This is a genomic window from Glutamicibacter nicotianae (assembly GCF_006539525.1).
Classification (GTDB): Bacteria; Actinomycetota; Actinomycetes; order Actinomycetales; family Micrococcaceae; genus Glutamicibacter; species Glutamicibacter nicotianae.
Genome location: NZ_BJNE01000002.1, coordinates 235,355 through 260,110, shown reverse-complemented (window position 1 = coordinate 260,110; position 24,756 = coordinate 235,355). Strand labels below are relative to the sequence as shown.

The following is a 24,756-nucleotide window of genomic DNA, read 5'->3' as shown; positions in this document are numbered from 1 at the left end:
GTGTCTCCTCTAGCCACCATGGTGCGCCGAGTCCTTGGACTCGGCGCATCAGTCCTGCTTTCGTCCTTCGTGGTATTCCTGGTCCCCTTTGTTTCCCCCGGGGATCCCGTGCGCTCCTTGCTGCGCGCCCGCATGGACATTGGGGCCGCCGATGAGGCAACGGTGCAGGCCTACGCAGAGCAATTCGGCCTGCATGACCCGATGCTGGTGCAATTCGGAAGGTGGCTGGGCCGGTTCGCCACCGGAGACATGGGCATCTCGCATATCAGTGGTACCCCGGTAGCCGACCAGGTGCTCCCGGCCATTGGCGTCACCCTATCCTTGGCCGGCAGCGCCCTGCTGGTGGCCATAGTGGCCTCCATCCTTTTGGGCGTCGCTTCGGCAACCCGCGCCGGGCAATGGCCAGATAGGCTCATCACCTCCATCACCCATGCGCTCATTGCGATCCCTGAATACGCGCTGGCTCCGCTGCTGGTGCTGCTCTTCGCGGTGCGCTTCTCGCTGCTGCCCTCGGCCGGGTTCGATTCCCCTGCCTCGTTGGTGCTCCCGGTCTTCATTCTGGCCTTGCGCCCCATCAGCTTCTTCACCGTCGCGGTGCGCTCGGGGGTGTGCCAGGCTCTGGACTCTGAACATGTGCTGGCGGCTCGTGCCCGCGGGCTGAGCAGCACCCAGGCTTTGGTTCGCCATGTGGTTCCACACGGACTGCTGCCATTGTGGACCATGGTCGGTGTCTGGTTTGCCGGGTTGCTGGGCGGGTCGGTCATCGTGGAAGTCATCTTTGCCATTCCCGGCATGGGCAGGCTGATTTTCGACTCCATCGTTGATGCTGATATCCCGGTAGCCCAGGGCGGCGTGGTGGTTGTCGTGGCCTGTGCCGTGGTGGTGACCGGAATCGTTGACCTGGTGCACAAGATCAGTGACCCCAATGTGAGGATTGGTGTACGGCATGGCTAGGAATCATTCCAGGGAAATCCTGCTTTCCCCTCCCGCGTTCATATTGCTGGCAGTGGTCATCCTGACCATCGCCGCGCCGTGGATTTCCCCTTATGATCCCAACGCCCAGAGCCTGGCGGACCGGTTGCAGGCACCCAGCCTGGCCCATTTGCTGGGCACCGATGCCCTGGGCCGCGACACCTTGAGCCGGGTGCTGCATGGTGGCCGGTTCTCGCTATCGGTAGCACTGATCACCACGCTGTTCTCGCTGCTGGTGGGCACCGCACTGGGCCTGCTCAGCGCGGTGCGCGGCGGCTGGCTGGATGAGCTCTTCCTGCGCGTGAACGACTTGCTGCTCGCGTTGCCCGAAATCGTGATTGCGCTGCTGATCATCGCGGTCATGGGTCCCGGATTCTCCACCATGGTGCTTTCCGTGGGCGTCGTGGCATGGACCCCCACGGCACGGTTGGTGCGCTCCATGGCGGCCCAGGCATTGAGCACCCACCATGTCGAGGCCTCCAAGCATGTGGGCGCTTCACGCTGGTTCATCCTGCGCCATCATGTCCTGCCCTTCGTCGCGGGTCCGGTGCTGGCCCAGGCCGCTTTGCGCTTCGGCCTGTTGCTCGTATTGCTCGGCTCATTGTCCTATCTGGGCATCGGGGTCCAGCCGCCGCAGTCCGACTGGGGTTCGATGCTGGCCGAGGCCCAGCCTCATGCGATCCGCTCCCCGTGGGGCATGATTGCACCGGGCGCAGCCATCTTCCTGGTCAGCTTCTGCGTTACCCTGCTGGGCAATCGCATCACCCACGTGCTGGGCGGGCAGGACGTGCTTGCTACCGAGGCCAAGGCGGAAATCCATGACTAGAGAACTTGAATTCATTGATCTCTCGGTCAGCTCCGGCGATCAGCGGTTGCTTTCCGAGGCACGTGGCGCCTTGAGAGCCGGCGAACTGGTGGCGGTGGTAGGGCGTTCCGGTTCCGGCAAGACGCTGCTCACCAAGGCGATTATCGGCCTGCTGCCCCAGCAGCTGCGTGTAGAGGGGAAGATCCTGCTTGATGGCCAGCGCCTTGACCAGCTGGACGAAAAAGCCATGGACTCGGTGCGCGGACGACGCATCAGCATGCTGTTCCAACAGCCTAAGCGCGTGATGAACCCGCTGTTGACCATCCGCGCGCACCTGCTCGAGGCCTTGGGAGCCCACGGCTGGGGCAAAGCCCGCCAGCATGAGGATCGGGTACTGTCCTTGCTCGAGGAAGTAGGCCTGTCTCCCGCCAAGCAGATTGCCGGCAAACGCCCGGACCAGCTCTCCGGCGGGATGGCCCAGCGCGCCATGCTTGCCATCGCCCTAGCCGCTGATCCGGAGTTCATCCTGGCCGATGAACCGACATCATCTTTGGATTCGATCCTCAAGTCCGAGGTGCTGCAATTGCTGCGCCGCAAGCAGCAGGAGCGCGGCGTAGGCGTCCTGTTCGTTACCCATGACATCGCCAGCATCCAGCACATCGCGGATCGCGTTGTAGTAGTCAGCGACGGTCAGATTGTGGACCAGTGCCCTACCGCGCTGATCTTCTCCAAGGACCGCCACTCCAAGACACGCGAGCTGGTCGAAGCCAGCTTGCCTCCTCTGCGCACGCTCCGTGCGACGGATTCGGCATGCTTGCTCGAGGCGGTGGACGCGGGCAAGAACTATACGCGCCGCGCAAAAGGCTCGGCAGCATTGAACCCCACGAGCTTGCGCCTGCACGGTGGCCAGGTCCTGGGTGTGGTGGGCCGCTCAGGTTCCGGCAAGAGCACCTTTGCCAGGCTGCTGGCCGGGTTGGAACAGCCAACCACCGGTCGGATCATTCATGCGCACCATAATGGCGAAGCAACCCGGGTGCAGGTCATTGCCCAGGAACCGTATTCCTCCTTCGATCCCCGGCTTACCATCCGCACTTCGATGAGCGCGGCGGTGCACCGGCTGCCGGCAATCCAGGCCGGCGAGCGCATGGCGCAAGCCATGGCCCAGGTGGGATTGCCCGAGCAATTGCTGGATCGCAGGCCGGGCCAGTGTTCAGGCGGCCAGCTCCAGCGACTGGCTATCGCACGTGCGCTGCTGACCGAGCCGCAGGTTTTGATCTGCGATGAATCCACCTCGGCACTGGATTCGGTAGCCCAGCGCCACATCCTGGACCTGCTGCTTGATTTGCGCGAGCAAATGGGGCTGAGCCTCGTGGTCATCTCCCACGACATGGACGTGATCCGCTATGTGAGTGATGACGTGGCAGTGTTCTACGAGGGCGAGCTGGTGGAACATCGCCCCCTCGACGATTTCCTGGCTGACCCGGAACACCAGCACAGCAAGGACCTCGTGGCCGCGCTGGACATCACCGCTGCGGTTCCTTCCGCCAGCTGATTTCCGCTTCCGCAAGAAAACCCGGAAGTCTTGTGCCCTGATTCGGACGGCTTATAGATTGATGGACTATGACCGACAAATCGCTGAAGAATCCGTCCATCACCCGCCGGTTGCCGTTGCTGGGCCTATGCGCTGTGTTGTTCCTTTCAGGCTGTTCGGCTCCAGCCCCGGAATCCGGCGACGACCAGAAGCCAGCTTCCGACAGCACCCGGCTGGCCAGCGTAATTGAAGCCGGAACGCTGAAGGTCTGCACCACCGGCGATTACCGGCCGTTCACCTACCTCGACCCCGAATCCGGGGAATGGTCGGGAATCGACATCACGATGGCCAAGGATCTTGCCGAGTCCATGGGCGTCGAACCCGAGTTCATCCAGACCTCATGGAAGGACTTGATGCCGGACTTCCTCTCCAAGTGCGATATCGCAGTGGGTGGTGTTTCCATTTCCATGGAACGTGCCCAGCAGGCCTACTACAGCGAAGCCACACTGGACGAGGGCAAGACGCCAATCACCCTGTGCGAGAACGTGGAGAAGTACGACACGATCAAGGAAATCAACCAGCCCGGGGTCCGTTCCATCACCCCGATCGGCGGCACCAACGAGAAATTCGCAGACTCGAATTATCCCGACGGGGAAATCATCCGCTTCGAGGACAACAACAAGATCTTCGATGAGATCATTGCCGGACGGGCGGATGTGATGACCACCGATGCCTCCGAAACCCGGTGGGTGGCCAATGAGCATCCCGAGCTGTGCGCAGTGCACCCGGACAAGCCGTTCAACTTCTCCCAGAAGGCCTACCTGCTGCCGCTGGGTGATGACGAGTTCCAGGAGTACGTGAACCAGTGGCTGAACATGGCCAAGAACGACGGGACGCTCGCCGCCGCCGAGAAGCCGTGGTTTGGGTAGGTTCGAAGCTAGAACATGACAATAAGCCAGCGGCCCGAGGGAACCGTCCAGCACAATTCACCATGCGCGTCCAATAATTTAACCTCATAAAAGACAAATGGATTCACAAAGGACAGCTGCTGAGAAGACTTGCCTAGTAGATGCCCTTTTCAGAATATTTAGCTTATAATTCCATTGGGGCATGGCCAAGGAAATAACTCTTGAGCTCTTCGTTTTTTAGCAAAACTGATAATTTTTTGGAGCCTGATGAAGAATTTTAGACTCTGTTGGGACATCCTGAAAATCGTTGCAGGCCTGATTGCTGGAATCACACTCGGAATTTCCAAAATACCCGACAAGCCTTTGCTTGAGTACAAGCCTCCGACCTCAACAGACCCTGTTCCTCTGATGCCGGCTTTACTGGGCATCCCACAAGAACACTGGATAATCGCTTCAATCATCTCGGCGATTGCAGTAGCCGTCATTGTTGCAGTTGACGGAAGCATGGCCATTGTTAAAGCAAAACGAACCAGGCGGGACGAAGCGCTAAGAAAAGATATTCAACGAGTACTCCTTGCTTCCCTTAAAACCCTGAGCGAAAGCACAGGCGTCAATATCGTCTATCTCGGGGCATCTGTATTCAGGTACAAGAAAACAAAGGAAGGTTTCAAACTAAACCTTCTGGAGAGATACCGACTCGACGATTTTCCTCCACGTTCCATCATTAAATGGACTCAGGGAAAAGGTGCCATAGGAGCAGCGGCCCAAAAAAGGACAACAGTTCATTGCGACTGGGTCGCGTTGTCACAGTCCCTACGCAACAAGTGTGCTCCCGAGGACCAGATCTTCTCTTCGCTCAGCGACGAAGACAGATTTGGATTCACTGATGACGAACTCCGAGAGATGGCGGGCAAGTACTACGAAAGCTTGGCTACCCCTATTCTGTCGGCAAGTTCTCGTAAGATCCTAGGAGTACTTGCGATCGACATCCCCAACCGGGAAAACATCTCAATTACGCAATCATTGTTGGGCGGTCGAGACAAAGAGGAAAGGCTTGCGGTGCCCGCGGCAGCTTTACTCGCACAAATATTGGAACCGGACTATGCTTTGGATTAGAGGGGGATTCAGATGGGACCTGAAGTATATGCTGAGAATGTCATAGTTGATGGTGCTCTTTTTAAAACGCTCCGCGACCTCCATCCTACTGAATCTCAACTGAGGGCAATCCGAGTCGTTGAGAAGGATATGCTAACTCCTCGTCTATCCTCGGCGCGTGGCTCCCAAACTGGCCGGAAAGCCCGTGCAAAGAAACCCTCCGCACGGCACCGTCGAGGATAATAATTCCACAGACCTTTCCTCCCCTTAGTTACTACACCCGCGACTTATTGGACAAAGCCATCAACATCCAGTCATGAAAATGTGAGGGTAAAGGCGGCTTGGTCTATGCAGTGCCGGCAGACCCAGAAATCAGTTCTCCCAGAATGGGTAGTCGATGTAGCCCTTTGGACCTTCCGTGTAGAAGGTCGCGAAATCCGGTTCGTTCAGCGGCAACTGTTCCTTCCAGCGGCGCACCAGATCCGGGTTGGCAATCGCAGGGCGTCCGACGACCACCGCTTCGCCCCAGCCTTCGGCAGCCACGCGTGCGGCTTCCTCATAGGTGGTGATTTCAGCGAAGCCGGTGTTCAGCAGCACCGGGCCGCCGAAGGACTTGCGCAGCGACTGGACCAATTCACCGGACGGATCATGGTGCAGAATGCTCAGGTTAGCCAAGCCCAGTGGCGCGATGCCCTGGACCAGCGCTGTGTAGGTGGCCAGCACATCCGCACGATCGTTTTCCACCGCACCCTGGACATTGTGTTCCGGCGAAATGCGCAGGCCGGTCTTCCCGGCGCCAATGGCGTTGGCAACCGCGGTCACCACGTCAATGACAAAGCGTGCACGGTTTTCAGGTGACCCACCGTAGCTATCGGTGCGGGTATTGGCCGAAGGTGCCAGGAACTCGTGCAGCAGGTAGCCGTTGGCACCGTGAAGCTCCACGCCGTCGAATCCGGCGGCGATTGCGTTGCGCGAGGCGGCGACGAATTCCTCGATGATCCTTGGCAACTCATCGGCGGCCAGCGCGTGGGGAACCGGGTAGGCGTGCTTTCCGGTGTAGGTGCGCGACTCGCCTTCAACCGCGATGGCACTGGGTGCTTCGACGTAGCCGACACCGGTGGTTTCCGGGTGGGTGACGCGGCCAGCGTGCATGACCTGGGCGACGATGAGGCCGCCTTCGGCGTGCACCGCGTCGGTGACCTTCTTCCAGCCGGCAATCTGTTCCTCGGTGACTAGGCCCGGCTGGCGGACAAATCCCTGGCCGGCAAAGCTCGGGTAGGTGCCCTCGCTGACAATCAGGCCCAGGGACGCGCGCTGGCGGTAATACTCGACTACATCTGCGTTGGGCACGCCGTCCTTGCCCGAACGGGAACGGGTGAGCGGTGCCATGACCAAGCGGTTGGACAGCTTGAGGTCGCCGAGGGCGAGAGGGGAAAACAGATCCATGGGATAAGACTCCTGAAGTGGAATTTGTACTTGCATAGTCCAACTAAGCTTTCGGTGGGCCTATTCCAGTTCAGCAAGAAATATGAGCTGGCTAACTGCCAAGGCTGTCTGTGGAACAAGGCCCAAGGAGCTATTTCCCGGCTATTGTCGCGGCATTCTGTGCACCCGATGGGCAGTACGCGCGATGAATCGCTCATCATGGGAAGAGAACAGCACCGCTCCCCCGCGTTCAAGCACCGAATCGATGACCTCGTTCAAGATTTGAAGCCCCGCCGGATCCAGCGCCTCGGTTGGTTCATCAAGAAGCAGCAGCCGTGGTTCGCGCACCAGCACGGTAGCCAAGGCAACAAGCCGTCGGGCCGATGCCGGCAGCTCATAAGGATGGGTCTGGGCACAGGATGCCAAACCCAGTTGCTCAAGAATTCGTGGGACCCGGGCGCGTTGGAGTCCCTTTTTGGGAAGGCCAAAGGCAATCTCACGAGTTACCGTTCGCTCGAAGAGCTGGTCCGACGGATTTTGCAGGAGCATTCCGGATTCGGCTGTCACCCGCAACTTGCCGGCAATTGGCTTGAGCAGGCCCGCGGCGGCTTTTAGCAGTGTAGTCTTGCCTGTTCCGTTGGCACCGGCAAGCCCCACGCATTCTCCTGCACGGACTTCGAGATCGAGGTCGGAGATGACCGGGGCACTGGCACCCTTGTATCCGAGTTGCACTCCGGCAAAGGCCAGCAGAGGCTTTTCAGATGCTGCTGCGGCTGCGAATCCACTCGGCTTGGAACTCGACGCTGCGGTTCTAGCTGTTCTGGTTGCAGGCCGCAAGGTTCCGTCCGCCAAGGTCAACAGGGTCTCCGCTTCGGCTTCCCATGCTTCAGTTGTCCGAGTCAGCACCACAAGCGCGGTGCCCGCGGCGCGCAGCCGCGTGATCATTGCGGTCACTGTTGCAGTTGCCGTGGAATCCAACCCGGCCAACGGTTCATCGAGCACAATGATGGAGGGGTTAGCGGCGGATAGTGCGGTTAATGCGACCAGGCGTTCCTGACCTCCCGAGAGCTTGGATGGGTCGCGTTCCAGCAGATGTTCCAGGGACAGCCGCGTGGAAAACTCGGTGATGAGCTCTGTCATCTCTTTGCGGGGCATTCCTTCGTTCTCCCTCGCGAAGACCAGCTCTTCTGCAACCGTCTGGCGAATCCTCGAAAGGTAGAGACCAGCATCCTGGGGCAGCAATCCCAGATGCCTGGCCCAGCCGGCTACGTCGATTCGTGGCGAATGCTCCGGAGAATAATCGATCCGTTGCCCCGCCAGGATAAATGTTCCCTCACAGCTGTCGGCGCCCTGTCGCGGGAGCATACCGGCGAGTACCCCGCCAAATGTGGATTTCCCGGATCCAGAGTCGCCGGAAATGACCGTCAGGGACCCCGGCGATAATTCCAGTTCGATTGCGCGCAAGGTATCGTGATCCGCGTCTGCGTAGCGGAAGCTTCCCAGCCTGAGGTGCAGCGCCGATGTGCTTTCGACAGGTGCACGGTGTTCCATGTCCATCATGCGGCACCTCCGAATGGCACCAGAATCGCTGCCGGCACCAGCACCGAACACAGCAGGGCAACCCAGCGGACTCCTCGCTGTATTTGCGAATCTGCGACCTGGCGCAATCTGCTGTGCTCGCCGCGGGCTGGAAAACCGCGTGCCGCCAGATGAACCGAACGGTCATGGGCATCCTGCACCGAGGAAAGTACCAGCGGCACAGCGCGCAGCCTCAGGCGCTGCAGCCACCCGGCCAAGCCACGGCCGGTTCCTGCCTTCCTCAAGGCTTGGGCTTCGCCGATGGCATGCTGCTTTTCCATCATCTGCGGAAGCAGAAACAGCGTGGATGCAAGCAGGTAACCCGCCTGCGGTGGAGCCGGAGACAAATCAATGGCTGCCACCAGTTGGTGCTTATCGATGAGCAAACCGCACAGCAAGCCAACCACCACCAGCACGGCGGTACGCAGCGCCAACATCATGGCAACCTCTGCTCCCCCACGCGTCAGGCTGATTGGTCCCCAGGCAGCAATTACCGGGGAAGAATCCCGGGACGCCAGTCCATGGATCATCAGCAAGGACAGCAGGGTTGGAAGCATGATGGCACCACTGAGCGCCGCGAGCTTGCGGGCCTTGCCCGCCACCGCGCCAATGGCCAGGCACATCACTATCACCGCGCAGCTCAGCCACCAGACGCTGGCAGCCGTAGCCACCGCGACCGTGAACACGGCCAGGCAAAGCACGGTAAACGGATGCAACTGGGTGATGCGGCGCTTCATTGGTAGTCTACTTGTTTCCGCTCTTGCCCAGCACCTTGTAGCGGCGGATGAATTCGAAGGAACCGCTCAGGCGTTTCGGCAAGGCGAAGACCAGCAGCGCTGCGATGAGGAAGACAATTGCCTTGTCCCCTGGGTCGGAGATCAGGGCCTGCTTGGTAACCGCGGAAAGCAGTGAATCACCCATGGAGCGGAAGGCCGCCACTACTGCGCCGGTACCGACTCCCGAGGTGCCGCCGTAGACAAAGGCAGCCACCGGGGAGGACACCACGCCAACCAGTACACCGGCAACCAAGCCTGCAATTGGGGCAAGGTAGGGGCGGCGCAAAGCTCCGTAGCGAGCGGCGGTTCCCGCGAGGAAGCCAACCAGCGCGGCTCCCGCGGCGAACGGCAAGACGGTCGGTGCAAATAGCGACCAGATCAGCGTGCTGAGCACACCGGTGGCGGCGCCGGCACGGCGTCCGGCCAGGAAGCCCACCAGCACGGTGCCGATGGAGTCCAGGTAGAGCGGGACCATGACGGACCCGACGAATTGGCCGAGGATGATGTTCAGTGCCAGTGCGACTGGGATCAGCGTCAAGGCGGAGACCGGCAAGTCCGGCAGGACTGCGAGCAGCAGCAGGACGGCAGCGATCAGGTAGGCGGCAAAAGTTGCCAAGGCGACACCCTGGCCCAGGCCTTCGACGATTCCCGTGGGTTGGGTAATGACCAGGAACAGGTAGGTTCCAACGAGCAGCAGGGTTCCAGCTGCGCCGAGCACCCTGCGCCGCAGGAGCTGGGCTGCTGATGCTTCAGGCAAAAGAAGATTCGGTGACATGATGAGGCAATCCTGGGGATACGAGTTAATTGCGCGCAGGATTGCTCCCGCAACGCGCGAATGGCGGGTCTATGTCACCTCGACCCGGTAGACGATTCTAGCCCACCTGCCTGTACTCAGGAATTCTCGTTGAGTTTCGTTGCCAGCGCACCAAGACGCTGGACCAGCTCGGCGAACCCTGCTTCGGGGTCGTTTGACACAACCACGTGGGCATTCGCCGGCTTGCCCCACAGCCCGCGGAAGTCAGCCACGGTGGTACCGAAGAACAATTGCGATTCTGTCTCAACGTCCACCGTTGCGGGGCGGGTCTCGTAATCCAGCGTCCCGGCGGCAACACCAGCGGCAAAGAAGTCGTGCACGTGGGCGATGTAGCCCTGGTCGTATTGCCGGTGGAATTCGAAGTAGAACCGTAGGGCATCGGAGAGATAGCGCACCAGCGGATTCGATGACTTGCTCAACGTCCCTTCGGGGTCGCTAGCCTGGACTATTTCCGGTTCAGCGCATCCAGCTTCAATGGAGAGCTTGGTCAGGAAGGCGGGCTGCATCTCAAAGCGCTCCGTAGTGTCCAGAGAGCAGACAATCGGCAGCTTCGAGGAATCGAGTCCTTGTTCAGCAGCAGCAGTGTACGCAGAAAAGACTTCCTTGGCGGCGTGCGGGTCCACATGGGTGTTCCACTCTGCGGTGGGTGTGGTGTTGCCTTGGTAGTAGAAGGTACCACCCATGATCACTACCTTGCGCAGCAACCAGGGAAGACGAGGTTCGCGGCGAAGTGCCAGAGCGAAGTTGGTCAGGGGCGCAGTCAGGAGGACAGTCACTTCGCCTGGGTTTTCGCGTGCGGTTTCGATCCAATAATCGACGGCATCGAGATCCATTGGCTCTGGGGACATTGGATCTGGAAGAGTCGCGTAGCCCACGCCTTGCGGACCATGAGTTTCCGGCGTTGTCACCAAAGGAATCTCCAGAGGTTCGCGCGCACCAATGAGCACTGGGATGTCCAGTTTTCCGCAGAACGCAAGCAACGCACGATTGTTGGCAGCAACCTGCTCAACATCGACATTGCCCGGGGTGCTTGTGACAGCCTCTATCCAGACATGGTCGAGCGAGCAGAGGTACGCCAGCGCCAAGGCATCATCTATGCCGGTGTCGCAATCGGCCAGAAGTCTTACATGATCCACGGTTTATCCTCCAAGCATCTCCCGCTTTTCATTCTGTCTTATCTAGCGCCATCTCTAACTCTGAATATGCGACCATTCGGCAGGCACCTACGTTCACACGTTCAGTTACCGAGACAATACTTCCCCACGCTGGCCTGCATGGAAACTGAGTCCTGAAGTTTTGGATAGATGTTCAATAACAAAACGTTGTCATTCGTATCCAAACGATAATCATGCGCAGCTCCAAGAACCTTGTCTATGCGTGTTTGAAGTTCGTCTATCACCCCTGAACAAATCACGCACTAGCGATCGAAATGTGAACTAGTTTGAATTGTTAATGAAGTACCTCCGCCATAGAGTATTCTCATGTTGTCTTTTTCAGTAGTCAGTGAAGCGGTGCCCTTCGATCCTGGCCTTGATGCAGTGTTTGATTGGTTTCGACTATCAGATCCGGACGGCTCACGCATGGCTCGAGTCTTCAGAGAAACTTTTGACCAGTTATATGACGGTCAGCGCACTGGTCGGTATCGATGGGATCAACTCTACAAGACAGAGAAGACGCACTACGGAACCTTGATTGAGATAAATCTTCAACGCGAATTTAAATTCAATGATGGATTAGCCATGGATTACGAAATTGCTGGTCATGAAATAGATTGTAAGTACTCTGCGTCAGGTCAATGGATGCTCCCGCCCGAGAGTATTGGTCATCTCATCCTGGGATCTGTTGCCAATGATGCGAATTCCGTCTGGAGTATTGGCCTTGTTCGGGCAACTCCCGAACACCGAAACGTCGGCAAAAATAGGGACCTGAAAGGTAGCCTTAATGCCCTAGGTAAATCCCGCATAAAATGGCTGTTCAAAGATGCTCCTATGCAGCCCAATATCTTATTGCAGTTATCCGAGGAACAAGTTGCACGCATAATGGCACCTAAGAGTGGTCAGGCTCGGGTCAACGAGCTACTCCGCACGGCGACAAACATGAGAATCTCCCGCAATATCATAGCAACCGTAGCGCAGCAGAATGACTTCATGAAACGGGTCCGAACCAATGGGGGCGCTCGTTCAACATTGCAATTAGAGGGTTACCTCATCCTCGGCGGCGACTACTCCGTTCAAACGGATATCGCCCGCAAACTTGGCTGCGTAGTTCCTGAACCAGGAGAAATCGTTAGCGTTCGTGTTACTCCAGTAGATTCTGCTGTCGAGGGTTCTGTCAAACTTCAGGGACGATATTGGCACAGATTCATGGGAGACACCGATGTCTCGATTCCTGCTCCGACGGTAGTAGGCCAATGACGGCATCCGAGAAACCACTACCACTGCCAGGAAGTTTATCCTTGGAAGAAGTGCTGCCAAATAAACTCGACCGACAGATCTATGAATTCCTATATGACCGCAGAGCTACTCCGCCGACGATGGTTGAAATCATTGACCACTTATCGAGTCGCACAGTTGGCACTCAGGCACACTTCAATCGCCGTGTCCGAGAACTCTATGAAGTATTCGATTGCAACGCGACCAGAATGGGTAAAAACTACGTCTACCAACTGCGGGGTTGGTCAAAAACCAGTGCAAATAAACGTGTCTCGGTTTCCAGAAAAATCCGCGCCCAAGTACTTATTCATCAAAGATGCGCGCAATGTGGCAAGACCCCTTCCGAAGACCACGTAAAGCTGGAAGTCGATCACAAACTTCCGTTGACTTGGGGTGGCACAAGTGACTTCGACAATCTGCAAGCACTTTGCCATCCGTGCAACCAAGGTAAGCGAGACTTCTTTGCGACCTTCAACGAACACTCCGACAAGATTAGGGCCGCAGCAACCCATACAGAACCGCACAAACGCATAGGTGAAACGCTCAAGGCATTCCATAATGCAGGTCTTGAGGCTCCTTCGGAAGTCATCGGCCTAGTTGCCTGCTTGATCCAATATCAGGACGACTGGCAAAAACGAACACGCGAGCTTAGAGAGCTCGGTTGGGAGTATACAATTCGTAAAAGAAAAGAAGATGGCCGAATGCGAAGCTACTACAAATTAGTCAAATGGACAGCGTGGCCGAATGAGCCTATTGCGCCCCTCATCAAGCGAATTGAAGCGAAAAAGAAAATTGCCCGACAGGAGCGTACATCTTAGCTAACCGCTCGTAGTTGAGATTTCTTCGAAGTCGGTTCAAGTTTCTTCGCCTCTCTTTTAACGCCCAATGCGGCCGCGATCGAAGTACCGATGGCCGCGGCAACGGGCGGAGGGAACGCATTGCCGATCTGGCGGTATACAGAGGTTTTTAAGCCCGAAAACTGCCATTCCGGGGGGAACCCTTGGATTCTGGCAACCATCTGATTGGTAAGTCGAGGAATGTGGTCACTTGGAGTGTCCGGACCAGGAACTTCGTTCGCAATTCCTTTACCATCTACTCCGAGCTCGAGCCATCCGGCCTTTGCACGAGTTGGACCAAGGTCAGCTCCTCCGTGCTTCTTGGACCCGCCAACAACCGTAGGCGCAACACTGTTGGCCTTTGCTGCCCATGCCTCTGCACCAGACCAGCCACGGCTTGCCATGTAAGGCAGCAAGACTTCACCGACTGTTGGCGGGGTGCCTTGCGGGGCGGGCCATTCGAACTTTTTCTGATATCGCTTTTTAACGGCCACTAGAATAAAACGAGGACGCAGCTGAGGCACGCCAAATTCACTCGAATAAAAGAGCTGCCACTCCGCGTGGTAGCCAGAACCTTCAAGTTCATCCAATATCGACTTACGGTAGGTTGCGAACCGTGCCGAAGCCAACCCCTTGACGTTTTCGAGCATCACTGCTGACGGTTTCGCTTCTCTGACAAGACGCAACGCTTCGGGGAATAAGTCGCGTTCGTCCTCAGCGCCCAATTGCTTCCCGGCGACACTAAAAGGTGGGCAAGGCACGCCACCCGCAAGTAGATCCACACCTCTGTAATCATTGCCATCGATCTCGCGAACGTCTTCTTGACGGACATTCCAAGCGGGACGATTAAGCTTTAGGGTTGCCGCTGCGTCTTTGTCAATTTCAACTGCCAATGAGTGACCAAACCCGGCCATTTCCAGGCCAACTGACTGGCCACCTGCGCCTGCGCAGATTTCAAGTACAGAGAGAGGCGTAAGTGTGTTCATGTTATCTATCATCTCATTTTGAAGGCTGTTCCCGCGGCCACTTGCTGCGTAATTACTACCATGCCACGTTGCACTGACAATTAAAGACAATCAGCTCGAGCTGTGGAAATTGATGTGTTACCTACTGATCACGACTTCTTACTACCGAATTCTATGCAGCGGTAGTACCCTACGATAGCCTGGCCAACTTAGCTATCCAACTTGGTAAGTATTCGGTTCGGGCGTTGCAGTCACGCCGCAAGAATGCGCGGTTGTGGTCGTCAAGCGCTTCAGTAGACTGGCATTGCGGCTATTGCAGGCCTGGGGACCACCCCTGTCGCTCCAAAAACCAAAAGCCACTGCGAAATGTCAATCGCTCAGGAATCCCCGGGAGTTAGTCCATACTGCCAATTGCCTGAATGGTTCATATAGATGTGTACCTTCAATTTGTGTGCGAAGATCATGCGGATTCTCGGACAACAGAGCCATTGCAGGGAGGAGCTCAGGCTGCGCGGCAATGTAATCAGAGTTCACTTGGAAGCCCTGCGATGTTGCGCCTTTAGTGCTGACTATTCGGTGTATCGTATCTGGATCAGCTTCAACGTACTTATCAGTTAAAGTTAGAAGGGCTCTCGCATTCATGCCCAATATCTCAAGTAGGTCGTGAAGGAAACCAATCGTCATTGATTCGCTGGACGACCTTATATTGAATTGCTGGGCGGTACTACGCACGAACTGAACAAGCAAATGGTCCGCGTACATGTCTGAGTTTTTCACGTCATCCACACCCCGAACCAATTCATCGTCTACGAGCTCTACTAGAGCGAGTAGTCTAGCAAAAGTTCTTTGGACACTATGTGGAAGTCCTTTGGGTCCCTTATAGACAAATTCATGTTCCGTCTCAGCCCATGTATGTTCTGCTACTGTGCGGACTTGAACTTCGCACTGAATCGGCTGATCTGTAGGCCCCAGAAAATCCCTACATTCAATCTGGATATGCAATCCACCATATTTTAGATGTTTGGGATCCCGGTGAAGTTCCTTGTCTTCAATTTGAAGTACCTTAATATCGTTACACTTCTCCAGCGCCGCTGTGACCCGAGCCTTATCACTGGCGAGTGGGACCACGATTCGAGCGCCAATAAGATCAGCACATTGTGTCCAGGGGTCCTCGTATTCTTTATCGAGTTGCTTAGTATAAACGCCCATTTGCGTCTTACACCGCAGCTTGACCAGGGTCGTGTTGATTTCAGAATTTTCGAGGCTCCGGCAAATAATCTTTTCATACCGTAATAGTGCCCTTTTGTAGGTAGCCTCAAACTCCACGAACTTGTCGTGTGTGCTTTCGGGCGTCCATACTCGATCAGCCTCGTCCATTATTATCCACTTGCGCTAGCCTTGTTGGGGCGATCTCAATAGTCACGAGTTGTGTTCCATCATTTGACGCAGGCTGCTGCTTGACATTAATTTTTCGTCCCGTGCCAATGGCTTCTGCGGGTGCCACGATATAAATATCGTCATCCAGCGAGATTCGTAAGCGCTCCACTCGGTTCGAGATTCGAGCATTGTCCTTCAAGAAGGGTGCCATATTAACACCTCTGGACTGAGCGAAAGTTCGTACTTCCGTCTGCCGATGTTGCGGAATATGGTTACGAATGAACGTGTCAGGATCTAGAGTTTTTTGATTGTTCTTGAGTTCTACGGTAAGAGCCGTCCGGGCATCTATTTTCTCGTTCGGCGTCAATTCAAGCTTGTTGATTGCGGCAGACATAACATCCATGTACCGCTTCGTTACCACATCTGGTGCATCATATAGCTTCATCCCTAGAAAGCTTCGCAAGAAAAACTGCGCTGCGTCCGGGCCGTTTTGAGAATCCGCAAGCTTGCCGCTAACGTCCTCTTCTTGACCGTCTCCACTTATAGTTAGGAGCGCGACTTTGTAGATTTTGGTGTGATCCCCGAAAACCAAATCGTTGAGCTGAACCATAGAAATAACTCGCTGGCCTTTATCGTTAGTCGACGGGGAAGCTTGCATTGCTTGCTGATGTTCTACTTTCGAGACAAGAAGTTGCTTTTTCCCATCGACAGTCGCATCCGCGACAACCAATAAACCTGACCCAGAACTAAACGGTTGAACTGTCTTCAACCGCTCAGACATAGTCTTGCTCATCGAGATCAAATCAACTTGCTGGTCTGATTCTCCTTCCCAGTATGTCCTAACCAAACCCATAACGCCGTCAGTGATATCTGCATCTTCAACAACTTTAAAGGCGTGTTTCAGCAGCGCTTCGATGAATCTATCCGTGAGCTTCCGGCGAACATCTGGAGTCATCTCAATTGGAATGTCCGTCTGCTCGATGACAAAAACGGATTCACCTTTTAAGCGTTCCTTACGGACTTGATGGATCATAACTTCACCAAGCATCAGGGTTGAGTAATCCAATAGAGCTCCCAGGCAAACGAAATTGACGGTAAATACCAAAATAATACCCCACCCGATCAGGAGTACCGCAATCAAGTATTTCTCTAATGAGTTTTATGGATTCTGAGTGAATTATTAGGATTCTGCGTTTAACTTCAGAGAACATGACTACTCGCCCACCTTATATAGCTATTTAGCTGGAAGGACCACAACGTATTCTGTTCTCATTGTCTTGCCAGGCATCGCGTGACCGAAGTTATTCTTTATATCTATATATTCCGGAGAACATATGATCTGCCCACAGACCGTTCTCGGCATCGCGTCTTGCCGCTGCAAATCAAGTAGTTCCGGTATTGTCATCTATTCAGTTAGATGCCATTCAGCTGTACTGTATTGTCATGGTGAGCTGGTATGTGTCGAGGCACCCTGAGTGGGACGCAATGTATTTAGCTGGACTTACTGCGCGTGAAATCTCTGACCGCGTTCACCGTGGCGTTGCTACAGTGCACTACCACCTCCGACAGCGTGACTACTATGAACCTGGCTTTCAAGCCAAACATGAAGTGGCACTTGCTGACCGCGGGAGTAATCGCCCTTCGACCACTTGGCGCCGGAGAGCTAAAGAGATCGTAGCTTTCCAATCCGAGCATGGTCGTCTCCCTTCCCGAACTGGAGATCCAGTTGAACGTTTACTGCATTCGTGGCTCGCGGTGCAGCGTAGAGAGAACAAAGATGGCAGACTCCCATCCACCAAGTTAACATTGCTACAAGATTTGGACGATTGGATGATTGACCCATGGCAGAAGGAGCTGGATGATGCGTGGCGAAACAAGCTGAATGCAGTCTGCCAGTTCTTTGAAGAACAAGGCAGGATTCCACGGTATCGAACATACAAATCTGACCAGGAGCGCCGTCTGGGAGTCTGGCTACACAACCAGCATCAACGTCGCAGCAGGCAATTGCTCGCACCTTGGCGCTTGGATGCTCTGAACGTGAATCTGCCAGGCTGGCGCAGCCGGGCCTAAAGCACTTGACCTAATGGCTGTGGGACGGCAACTAAGGACAAGTAAAACTTCGCGAATCCCATTCTCTAAGAGTCCGGAATCTTAAACTTCGTCTTGAACCAACCTGTATTCTCTTGTTCGATCAAGTAAGCAGACCGTTTTGATGCGAACGTAACTACGCTTAACGTGCCTCACCCACATGGACAATCAATCCAGGAATCCGCGCAGCAGCGTCGCAGTGCCATCAAGATGTTCTTGCATCAGCTTCTTCGCGCTGGCTCCATCGCCGTGGAGGATGGCGTTCAAGATGTCCTCGTGCTGGCGGCTGGAGTGCGCGATATTCGGCTTCAGGAACGGAATCCGATCCAGCAGTTCACTGGTTGCGTCGCGCGCCTCTGCAACCGCTTTTGCCAGCATGCTCGAAGCTGACAAATCGGCGATCATGACATGGAGCCGGGCATCCAGCGGCCGGTAGTTCGTCGCGTCGGCCGAATTGACGGCTTCGTGCGCCAGCATCAAATTATTTCGCTGGGTTGCAGTGAGCGATGCCCCCGCGGCCAATTCAGCTGCGGCAGGTTCCACGACCGACCTGAATGCAAGCACATCCTCAATGCGTGCACGGTCCGAATCATCCAATGGGTTCTCATGCGTATTCGGATGAGCCGCAACAACTGTTCCACCGTAGCGACCTCGCTGCACCTGCAAGTAGCCTGCGCTCTGCAATTCCGCCAACGAGTCGCGCAATGTTGCTCGTGAAACACCCAGGGCCTCGGCAAGTTCCCTCTCCGCAGGCAATTTTTCGCCGGGCGGGAAGACGCCTAGCCTCATGGCGCGCAACAGTTGCCCGAGGGTCTCCTCGAAGACGTTTCCCCGGCGCACTTGCCCGAGGAACCTCATCCCATCCCGGGAATCCAATGGTTTAGTTTCGGCCATGATCTAAGAATGGCACACAATTTGGTTCAAGAAAACACCTTTCATTTTCGCTTGCCATCTCTATTTCCAAATTAACCTATTGACTTTCCAGCGTGACCCCTGCCACAGTTGAGCGCATGCAAAGGACTGATTTCAGTCCATTAGATTCAGGACTCATGGACCGGGGAAGCTCACATGACCAAGAATTCACACATCGACTACGCATCGGTCGACAAAGACTATCTACGACATAGGCAGCTCAAGAAAGGCGCCGCAGGTTGGATCCTGCTTGCCGGTTTGGGTATCGCCTACGTGATTTCCGGCGATTTTTCAGGTTGGAATCTCGGCTTGGCCGCTGGCGGCTGGGGTGGTTTGCTCATTGCCTTCGTGCTTATGGGCATCATGTACACCTGCATGGTTTTCGGTCTGGCAGAAATGTCCTCGACACTGCCCACAGCCGGCGCAGGCTATGGATTCGCCCGCAGGGCCATGGGACCATTGGGCGGTTTCGCCACCGGTATGGCTGTACTCATTGAGTACGCCGTGGCCCCTGCCGCCATCGCCACCTTCATCGGCGGCTACATCGAGGCCCTCGGCCTGTTCGGAATGACCAATTCGTGGCCCGTCTACCTCGTCACCTACATTGTTTTCATCGGCATCCACATGTGGGGCGTTGGCGAAGCACTCAAATTGATGTTCGGCATCACCGCTATCGCCATCGTGGCGCTGTTGGTCACCGTCTTTGGCCTGATACCGCACTTTGAACCGGGCAACCTCTTCGACATCGTCCCAGACGGTTCGGCCGGTTCCTCCGCATTCATGCCGTTCGGCATTTCCGGAACTCTCGCCGCGCTGGTGTTCGGCATCTGGTTCTTCCTCGCCGTAGAAGGCGTTCCGCTGGCCGCCGAAGAATCCCAAGACCCGAAACGTGATATGCCCAAAGGCATCATTACTGCAGTCATCTTCCTGGTCTTCTCCGGTGCTGCCATGCTCATCCTGGTGCCAGGCGTCGCGGGCGCCGAAGCCATGAGCGTCTCCGGCTCCCCTCTTCCCGAAGCGCTGCGCGAAGCCTACGGACAGAATTCGGCTCTTGCGAACTTCGTGAATTACGCGGGCCTGGCAGGGTTGGTGGCCAGCTTCTTCTCGATTGTCTATGCCTACTCCCGGCAGCTGTTCGCCTTGTCCCGTGCCGGCTACTTGCCCCGGGTCCTCTCGCTGACCGGATCCCGCCATACTCCGTGGGTGGCCCTGCTGGTTCCAGGCACCATCGGATTCATCCTGGCAGCAGTCATCCGCAATGGCGACCAGCTGATCAATATCGCGGTCTTCGGAGCCACCGTCTCCTACGTTCTGCTGAATCTGAGCCACATAGTTCTGCGGATCAAGGAACCCGACCTGACCCGCGGGTATCGCACCCCGGGCGGCATCATCACCACTTCCATTGCCCTGGTGCTTGCCGTCGTTGCCCTCATCGCAACATTCGTCGTCGACATCCTCGCCGCAGGAATCACCGCCGGAGTCTTCGTCCTGGCCCTCGCGTACTTCTGGTTCTATAGCCGGCACCGCCTGGTCGCCAGCGCACCCGAAGAAGAATTCGCCATTCTGGAGTCCGAGGAAAATGCCCTGAAGTAAACCGGTCCCAGGCTACAAAACCAATCCCCGACAATCTAAGGAATATTCTCCATGCAAGACATCCAAGAACTCGTCAAGGCCGCCAAGAACGAACGCATGCTGAGCGTTGAACAACTGACCGAGGGCATCCGCACCGGAGCCTACGATTCGGTCATCCTCGCCTTCACCGATATGCAAGGCCGGCTTCAGGGAAAAATCGTCCACGCCCAGTTCTTCCTGGACTCCGTCCTGAACCACGGCACCGAGGCCTGCAACTACCTGCTGGCAGTGGATACCGAAATGAACACCGTGGAAGGGTACTCCCTGACCAGCTGGGACACCGGCTACGGAGACATGGAGTTCGTGCTGGATTACGACACCATCCGCCCAGTCCCTTACTTGGAACGCACAGCACTGATCCAGACCGACTTGGCCACCACAGACGGACGCCCGGTTCCAGTGGCGCCGCGCTCCTTGCTAAAGGCCCAGCAAGAAAAAGCCGCTGCGCTGGGCTTGCGCGCCATGGCAGGAACGGAACTGGAATTCTTGATCTTCAACGACTCCTACGAAGATGCACAGCAGCGCGGCTACCGGAACCTCACCCCAGCCAACCAGCACAACGTCGACTACTCGATCCTGGGTTCGATGCGCGTCGAGCCGCTGCTGCGCGATATCCGCAATGCCATGTACGAATCGGGCATGATTGTCGAATCGGCCAAGGGCGAGTGCAACTTCGGGCAGCACGAGATCGCTTTCAAATACGACGACGTGGTAACCACCGGCGACAACCACACCTTCTACAAGCTCTCGGCCAAGCACATGGCCTCGCAGCGCGGGCAATCCATCACGTTCATGGCCAAACCCAACCAGCGCGAAGGTTCCAGCTGCCACATCCATATGTCGCTGCGCAAGCTTGATGGCTCACTGGCCTTCTGGGACGAAGCGCGCGGAGAACGCACGGAGATGTACAACCACTTCATCGCCGGTGTCTTGGCCACCATGCGGGAGTTCACCCTGTTCTACGCCCCGAATATCAACTCCTATAAGCGTTTCGCCAAGGGATCTTTCGCGCCTACCGCCGTTGCTTGGGGTCTGGACAACCGCAGTTGCGCGGTCCGGCTGGTGGGCAAGGGATACAGCGCACGCATGGAGAACCGCCTGCCGGGTGCGGATGCCAACCCGTACCTGGCCATGGCCGCCATGCTGGCAGCCGGACTCTACGGCATCGAGAACAAGCTGGAACTGCCTGAGATGGTGACCGGAAGCGCCTACGACTCCGGGGCCCAGCATGTGCCCCAAACCATGGCCGAGGCCCGGGAGCTCTTCGCGAACTCGAAGGTCGCCGAGGAAATCTTCGGCAAGGAAGTAGTGGAGCATTACACCCGCTACGCGGACGTGGAAATCGAGCAGTTCAACTCGGCGGTCACCGACTGGGAAATTGCTCGCGGTTTTGAACGCCACTGATCATGAAGGACAACTAAAAGTGAACCATCCCTTGGACCCAGCCGCGCAGCCAAGGCCACGTATCGGGCTGACCACGTACTGGCAGGAAGCCAAATGGGGTGTCTGGGAAAGCACCGCAGCCATTGTCCCGGGCAAGTACATCAAGTCGGTGATCGCGGCCGGGGGCACACCAATGCTCCTGCCACCGGTAGCCACCGATACCTCTGTATTGGACGTCCTGGACGGACTGATCGTCATCGGCGGTGTGGATGTGGATCCTGCCAATTACGGCCAGCAACCCCATCCGCGCACAGCGGCACAGCCAGAGCGGGACCTGCACGACATGGCCTTGGCCGCCGCCGCGCTGGAGCGGGCCGTTCCGCTGTTCGCCATCTGTCGCGGGGCGCAGGTGCTCAATGTGCAGCAGGGAGGAACCTTGAACCAGCATCTGCCGGATCTGCTCCCGGATTCTGCCGGCAAATACCAGCCAGCTCCCGGTGTATTCGGCATGGTGGAGTTCACTACCGTGCACGGATCGCTTGCGGAGCAGATCCTCGGCAACCAGGCCAGTGCCCCGTGCTACCACCACCAATCTTTGCAGGAGGTAGCCGAAGGCCTAGCGGTCACCGCGCGTGCCAACGACGGCACAGTGGAAATCGTTGAAATGCCGCAGGCACCGGGCTGGGTTCTGGGAACCCAATTCCACCCGGAAGAAAACTTGGACGATATCCGGCTCATGCAGGCTTTCGTCCAGGCTTCGCAAGACTACGCCACCAGCAAAAGTATCCAGACACCACAGGAAGCGCTATGAGCATTGATACCGCAGTGAAAGACACCTTTACCGTGATCAACCCGGCAACCGGACAGACAGTCCAAGACGTCGAGCTAGCAGATATTGCGCAGGCGGATGCCGCAATTGCCTGGGCGGCCGAAGCGTTTCCCGCCTGGAGCAAAGTGGCCCCCGCGGAGCGTGCCGAGCTGCTGCGCAGGTTCGCGGCCGCCGTCGACCGCGACCTGGAGAACCTGGCCCAGCTGGAAGTGCTCAATGCCGGGCACACCATCGGCAACGCCCGCTGGGAAGCCGGAAACGTCAGGGATGTGCTGAACTACTACGCAGCGGCCCCGGAACGGAATTTCGGCAAGCAGATTCCCGTCGCCGGCGGAGTGAACGTGACGTTCCACGAACCTCTGGGCGTCGTTGGAATCATCGTGCCATGGAATTTCCCCATGCCGATTGCGGGGTGGGGTTTCGCCCCGGCCCTGGCCGCAGGAAATACTGTCGTGCTCAAGCCGGCTGAATTGACACCGTTGACAGCAATCCGCCTGGGCGAGTTGGCCCGCGAGGCCGGAATTCCCGAGGGCGTCTTCACGGTCATCCCGGGAAAGGGCTCGGTAGTCGGCGAGCGCTTTGTCACCCATCCTGATGTCCGTAAGGTAGTTTTCACCGGGTCCACCCAGGTGGGACAAGGCATCATGCGCGGATGCGCGGACCAATTGAAAAGAGTCACCCTGGAGCTGGGCGGCAAGAGCGCGAATATCATCTTTGCCGATGCCGATCTCGACAAGGCAGCTGCCCAAGCACCGGGTGGAGTGTTCGACAATGCCGGGCAGGACTGCTGCGCCAGGTCCCGGATCCTGGTTCAGCGCAGCATTCTGGATGCGTTCTTGGAGCGATTCACGAAGGCGGTCGCGGCTGTTACTGTAGGGGACCCGGGCGACGAGACAACCGTGATGGGGCCTTTGGTCTCTGCCAAGCAATTGCAGACGGTGTCATCCTTCCTGCTTGATGAACAGGGAAACCCCCGTAGCGATATCGCTTACCAGGGAAAGATTCCCCAGGGCGACGGATACTGGTTCCCTCCTACTGTCGTCGTTCCCGAGGATCCGCAGGACAGGATCCTGCGCGACGAGATTTTCGGCCCGATCGTTGCGGTGATTCCCTTCGACGATGAGCAGGACGCCATCCGCATTGCCAATGACTCGGAGTACGGGCTGTCTGGATCCATCTGGACCCGGGATGTGGGCCGCGCCCTGCGCGTAGCCCGCGCGATCGAGGCTGGAAATCTGTCGGTGAACTCCCATTCCTCGGTGCGCTATTCCACACCCTTCGGCGGCTACAAGAAATCCGGGCTCGGCCGCGAGCTAGGACCAGATGCACTCGAAGCCTTCAGCGAGGTCAAGAACGTCTTCATTGACACCGAAAACTGACTTACCGCAGAACAACATCCAACTATAAAAACACTAGCAAGGAGAACCATCAAATGAGCGAAACAGCCCCATACAACGGCCTGGTCACTAATCGGCTTGCCGGACGAGTCGCCACTATTACAGGCGGCGCTTCAGGCATCGGTCTGGCCACGGCCAAGCGGTTGGCCCATGAAGGCGCCAAGGTAGTCATTGGCGATATCTGTGCCGATGACATCGGCCAGAAAGCCGCCGCGGAAGTCGGCGGGCTTTTCGTCCGGACCGATGTCACCAATGAAGAAGACGTCAAGAACTTGTTCGCCACAGCCAAGTCGACCTACGACTCGGTAGATATCGCATTCAACAACGCGGGCATTTCCCCGGCAGACGACGCCTCCATCTTGGAGACCGGCATTGATGCTTGGCGCAAGGTGCAGGAGGTCAATCTGACCAGCGTGTACTACTGTTGCAAGCACGTACTTCCCTACATGCAGGAACAGGGCCGGGGCTCCATCATCAACACCGCCTCATTTGTCGCCGTCATGGGCGCGGCGACCAGCCAAATCAGCTACTCGGCTTCCAAGGGCGGCGTGCTGTCCATGAGTCGCGAGCTCGGCGTCGAATTCGCCCGGCAGGGTATCCGAGTCAATGCACTGTGCCCCGGCCCGGTGAACACCCCGTTGCTCAAAGAGCTCTTCGCCAAGGATCCGGAACGCGCCGCACGCCGACTGGTGCATGTTCCACTCGGGCGCTTCGCGGAACCGGACGAGCTGGCAGCCGCGGTAGCCTTCCTTGCGTCGGATGATTCCTCCTTCATCACCGCGAGCCAGTTCCTGGTGGACGGCGGTATTGCAGGAGCCTACGTCACCCCGCTTTAAAGTGTAGAGGCCGAGTATGCACTCCGCTGGATCTGGCGTTGGTCCAGATGCAGCGGAGTGCTTTTACACTGAGCTAGTCTGCCTCTAATCCGAAGAATTGTCATTGGCGCAGAATCCGTCTTAGGTGGCCGCCAGCACGGCTCCTTCATCCGCCGGTCATGTCTC

Annotated in this window: 22 protein-coding genes; 13 read left to right on the top strand and 9 right to left on the bottom strand. The window is 56.9% G+C overall.

What is annotated here, in order from left to right; genetic code table 11:
• The 5 genes from ANI01nite_RS03955 (at position 1) to ANI01nite_RS03935 (ending at position 5,332) form a co-directional block, all read left to right on the top strand.
• Positions 1-954, top strand: coding sequence for an ABC transporter permease (locus ANI01nite_RS03955; RefSeq protein WP_255314394.1), 954 nt, complete (start codon positions 1-3; stop codon positions 952-954).
• Complete coding sequence (locus ANI01nite_RS03950; RefSeq protein WP_223308807.1) at positions 947-1,798, top strand: ABC transporter permease; 852 nt, start codon at positions 947-949, stop codon at positions 1,796-1,798. The genes ANI01nite_RS03955 and ANI01nite_RS03950 overlap by 8 nt, the downstream gene beginning before the upstream one ends.
• Positions 1,791-3,329 carry an ABC transporter ATP-binding protein gene (locus tag ANI01nite_RS03945; RefSeq protein ID WP_141356194.1) on the top strand — a complete coding sequence of 513 codons (1,539 nt, stop codon included), beginning with the start codon at positions 1,791-1,793 and terminating at the stop codon, positions 3,327-3,329. Before ANI01nite_RS03950 ends, ANI01nite_RS03945 begins: the two co-directional genes overlap by 8 nt.
• Positions 3,330-3,397: 68 nt before the next feature.
• On the top strand, positions 3,398-4,237 hold the full coding sequence (locus ANI01nite_RS03940) for a transporter substrate-binding domain-containing protein (RefSeq protein WP_141356192.1): 840 nt from the start codon (positions 3,398-3,400) through the stop codon (positions 4,235-4,237).
• Positions 4,238-4,483: 246 nt separating this feature from the next.
• Complete coding sequence (locus tag ANI01nite_RS03935) at positions 4,484-5,332, top strand: hypothetical protein (protein WP_141356190.1); 849 nt, start codon at positions 4,484-4,486, stop codon at positions 5,330-5,332.
• Between the two features lie 351 nt (positions 5,333-5,683).
• Here the strand turns inward: ANI01nite_RS03935 and ANI01nite_RS03930 are convergent, their stop codons facing one another.
• From ANI01nite_RS03930 to ANI01nite_RS03910, 5 genes are all read right to left on the bottom strand, one after another.
• On the bottom strand, positions 5,684-6,757 hold the full coding sequence (locus tag ANI01nite_RS03930; RefSeq protein WP_141356188.1) for an alkene reductase: 1,074 nt from the start codon (positions 6,755-6,757) through the stop codon (positions 5,684-5,686).
• Positions 6,758-6,898: 141 nt separating this feature from the next.
• Positions 6,899-8,296: an ABC transporter ATP-binding protein gene (locus ANI01nite_RS03925; protein ID WP_141356186.1), complete on the bottom strand. Its 1,398-nt coding sequence runs from the start codon at positions 8,294-8,296 to the stop codon at positions 6,899-6,901.
• Positions 8,293-9,051 carry an energy-coupling factor transporter transmembrane component T family protein gene (locus ANI01nite_RS03920; RefSeq protein WP_141356184.1) on the bottom strand — a complete coding sequence of 253 codons (759 nt, stop codon included), beginning with the start codon at positions 9,049-9,051 and terminating at the stop codon, positions 8,293-8,295. The genes ANI01nite_RS03925 and ANI01nite_RS03920 overlap by 4 nt, the downstream gene beginning before the upstream one ends.
• A 7-nt stretch (positions 9,052-9,058) precedes the next feature.
• Positions 9,059-9,865 (bottom strand): ECF transporter S component, encoded by an 807-nt coding sequence (locus ANI01nite_RS03915; RefSeq protein ID WP_133834776.1) that lies wholly within the window; start codon positions 9,863-9,865, stop codon positions 9,059-9,061.
• 116 nt (positions 9,866-9,981) lie between these two features.
• Positions 9,982-11,040: a nucleoside hydrolase gene (locus tag ANI01nite_RS03910; protein WP_141356182.1), complete on the bottom strand. Its 1,059-nt coding sequence runs from the start codon at positions 11,038-11,040 to the stop codon at positions 9,982-9,984.
• A gap of 345 nt (positions 11,041-11,385) precedes the next feature.
• On the opposite strand from ANI01nite_RS03910, the gene ANI01nite_RS03905 reads away from it, so the two are divergent.
• Positions 11,386-12,318, top strand: coding sequence for a NaeI family type II restriction endonuclease (locus ANI01nite_RS03905; RefSeq protein ID WP_141356180.1), 933 nt, complete (start codon positions 11,386-11,388; stop codon positions 12,316-12,318).
• Between the two features lie 50 nt (positions 12,319-12,368).
• A complete protein-coding gene (locus ANI01nite_RS03900) occupies positions 12,369-13,154 on the top strand; it encodes an HNH endonuclease (RefSeq protein ID WP_255314407.1) in 786 nt (261 codons plus the stop codon).
• On the opposite strand, the gene ANI01nite_RS03895 is transcribed toward ANI01nite_RS03900, so the two are convergent.
• The 3 genes from ANI01nite_RS03895 to ANI01nite_RS03885 form a co-directional block, all read right to left on the bottom strand.
• Positions 13,151-14,158 (bottom strand): DNA cytosine methyltransferase, encoded by a 1,008-nt coding sequence (locus tag ANI01nite_RS03895; protein WP_141356176.1) that lies wholly within the window; start codon positions 14,156-14,158, stop codon positions 13,151-13,153. The two genes, ANI01nite_RS03900 and ANI01nite_RS03895, sit on opposite strands and share 4 nt — an antisense overlap.
• Before the next feature lie 348 nt (positions 14,159-14,506).
• Positions 14,507-15,514, bottom strand: a complete 1,008-nt coding sequence (locus ANI01nite_RS03890) for a GTP pyrophosphokinase (protein ID WP_141356174.1) — start codon at positions 15,512-15,514, stop codon at positions 14,507-14,509.
• A complete protein-coding gene (locus ANI01nite_RS03885; protein ID WP_141356172.1) occupies positions 15,501-16,580 on the bottom strand; it encodes a nucleoid-associated protein in 1,080 nt (359 codons plus the stop codon). Before ANI01nite_RS03885 ends, ANI01nite_RS03890 begins: the two co-directional genes overlap by 14 nt.
• A gap of 377 nt (positions 16,581-16,957) precedes the next feature.
• On the opposite strand from ANI01nite_RS03885, the gene ANI01nite_RS17190 reads away from it, so the two are divergent.
• A complete protein-coding gene (locus ANI01nite_RS17190) occupies positions 16,958-17,584 on the top strand; it encodes a helicase associated domain-containing protein (RefSeq protein ID WP_371858936.1) in 627 nt (208 codons plus the stop codon).
• A 186-nt stretch (positions 17,585-17,770) separates the two neighbouring features.
• Here ANI01nite_RS17190 and ANI01nite_RS03880 read toward each other — a convergent pair whose 3' ends face one another.
• Positions 17,771-18,496: a FadR/GntR family transcriptional regulator gene (locus tag ANI01nite_RS03880; protein ID WP_255314393.1), complete on the bottom strand. Its 726-nt coding sequence runs from the start codon at positions 18,494-18,496 to the stop codon at positions 17,771-17,773.
• A gap of 174 nt (positions 18,497-18,670) precedes the next feature.
• Here ANI01nite_RS03880 and eat point away from each other — a divergent pair, with 174 nt between their 5' ends.
• From eat to ANI01nite_RS03855, 5 genes are read left to right on the top strand one after another with little or no spacing between them, the layout of a single operon-like run.
• On the top strand, positions 18,671-20,107 hold the full coding sequence (gene eat / locus ANI01nite_RS03875; RefSeq protein WP_141356170.1) for an ethanolamine permease: 1,437 nt from the start codon (positions 18,671-18,673) through the stop codon (positions 20,105-20,107).
• 51 nt (positions 20,108-20,158) lie between these two features.
• Positions 20,159-21,550 (top strand): glutamine synthetase family protein, encoded by a 1,392-nt coding sequence (locus ANI01nite_RS03870; protein ID WP_218024301.1) that lies wholly within the window; start codon positions 20,159-20,161, stop codon positions 21,548-21,550.
• A gap of 19 nt (positions 21,551-21,569) precedes the next feature.
• A complete protein-coding gene (locus ANI01nite_RS03865) occupies positions 21,570-22,340 on the top strand; it encodes a gamma-glutamyl-gamma-aminobutyrate hydrolase family protein (RefSeq protein ID WP_255314392.1) in 771 nt (256 codons plus the stop codon).
• Positions 22,337-23,737 carry an aldehyde dehydrogenase family protein gene (locus ANI01nite_RS03860; RefSeq protein ID WP_141356168.1) on the top strand — a complete coding sequence of 467 codons (1,401 nt, stop codon included), beginning with the start codon at positions 22,337-22,339 and terminating at the stop codon, positions 23,735-23,737. Before ANI01nite_RS03865 ends, ANI01nite_RS03860 begins: the two co-directional genes overlap by 4 nt.
• A 53-nt stretch (positions 23,738-23,790) precedes the next feature.
• A complete protein-coding gene (locus tag ANI01nite_RS03855) occupies positions 23,791-24,591 on the top strand; it encodes a 3-oxoacyl-ACP reductase (protein WP_141356166.1) in 801 nt (266 codons plus the stop codon).
• The last annotated feature ends 165 nt before the right edge of the window (positions 24,592-24,756 follow it).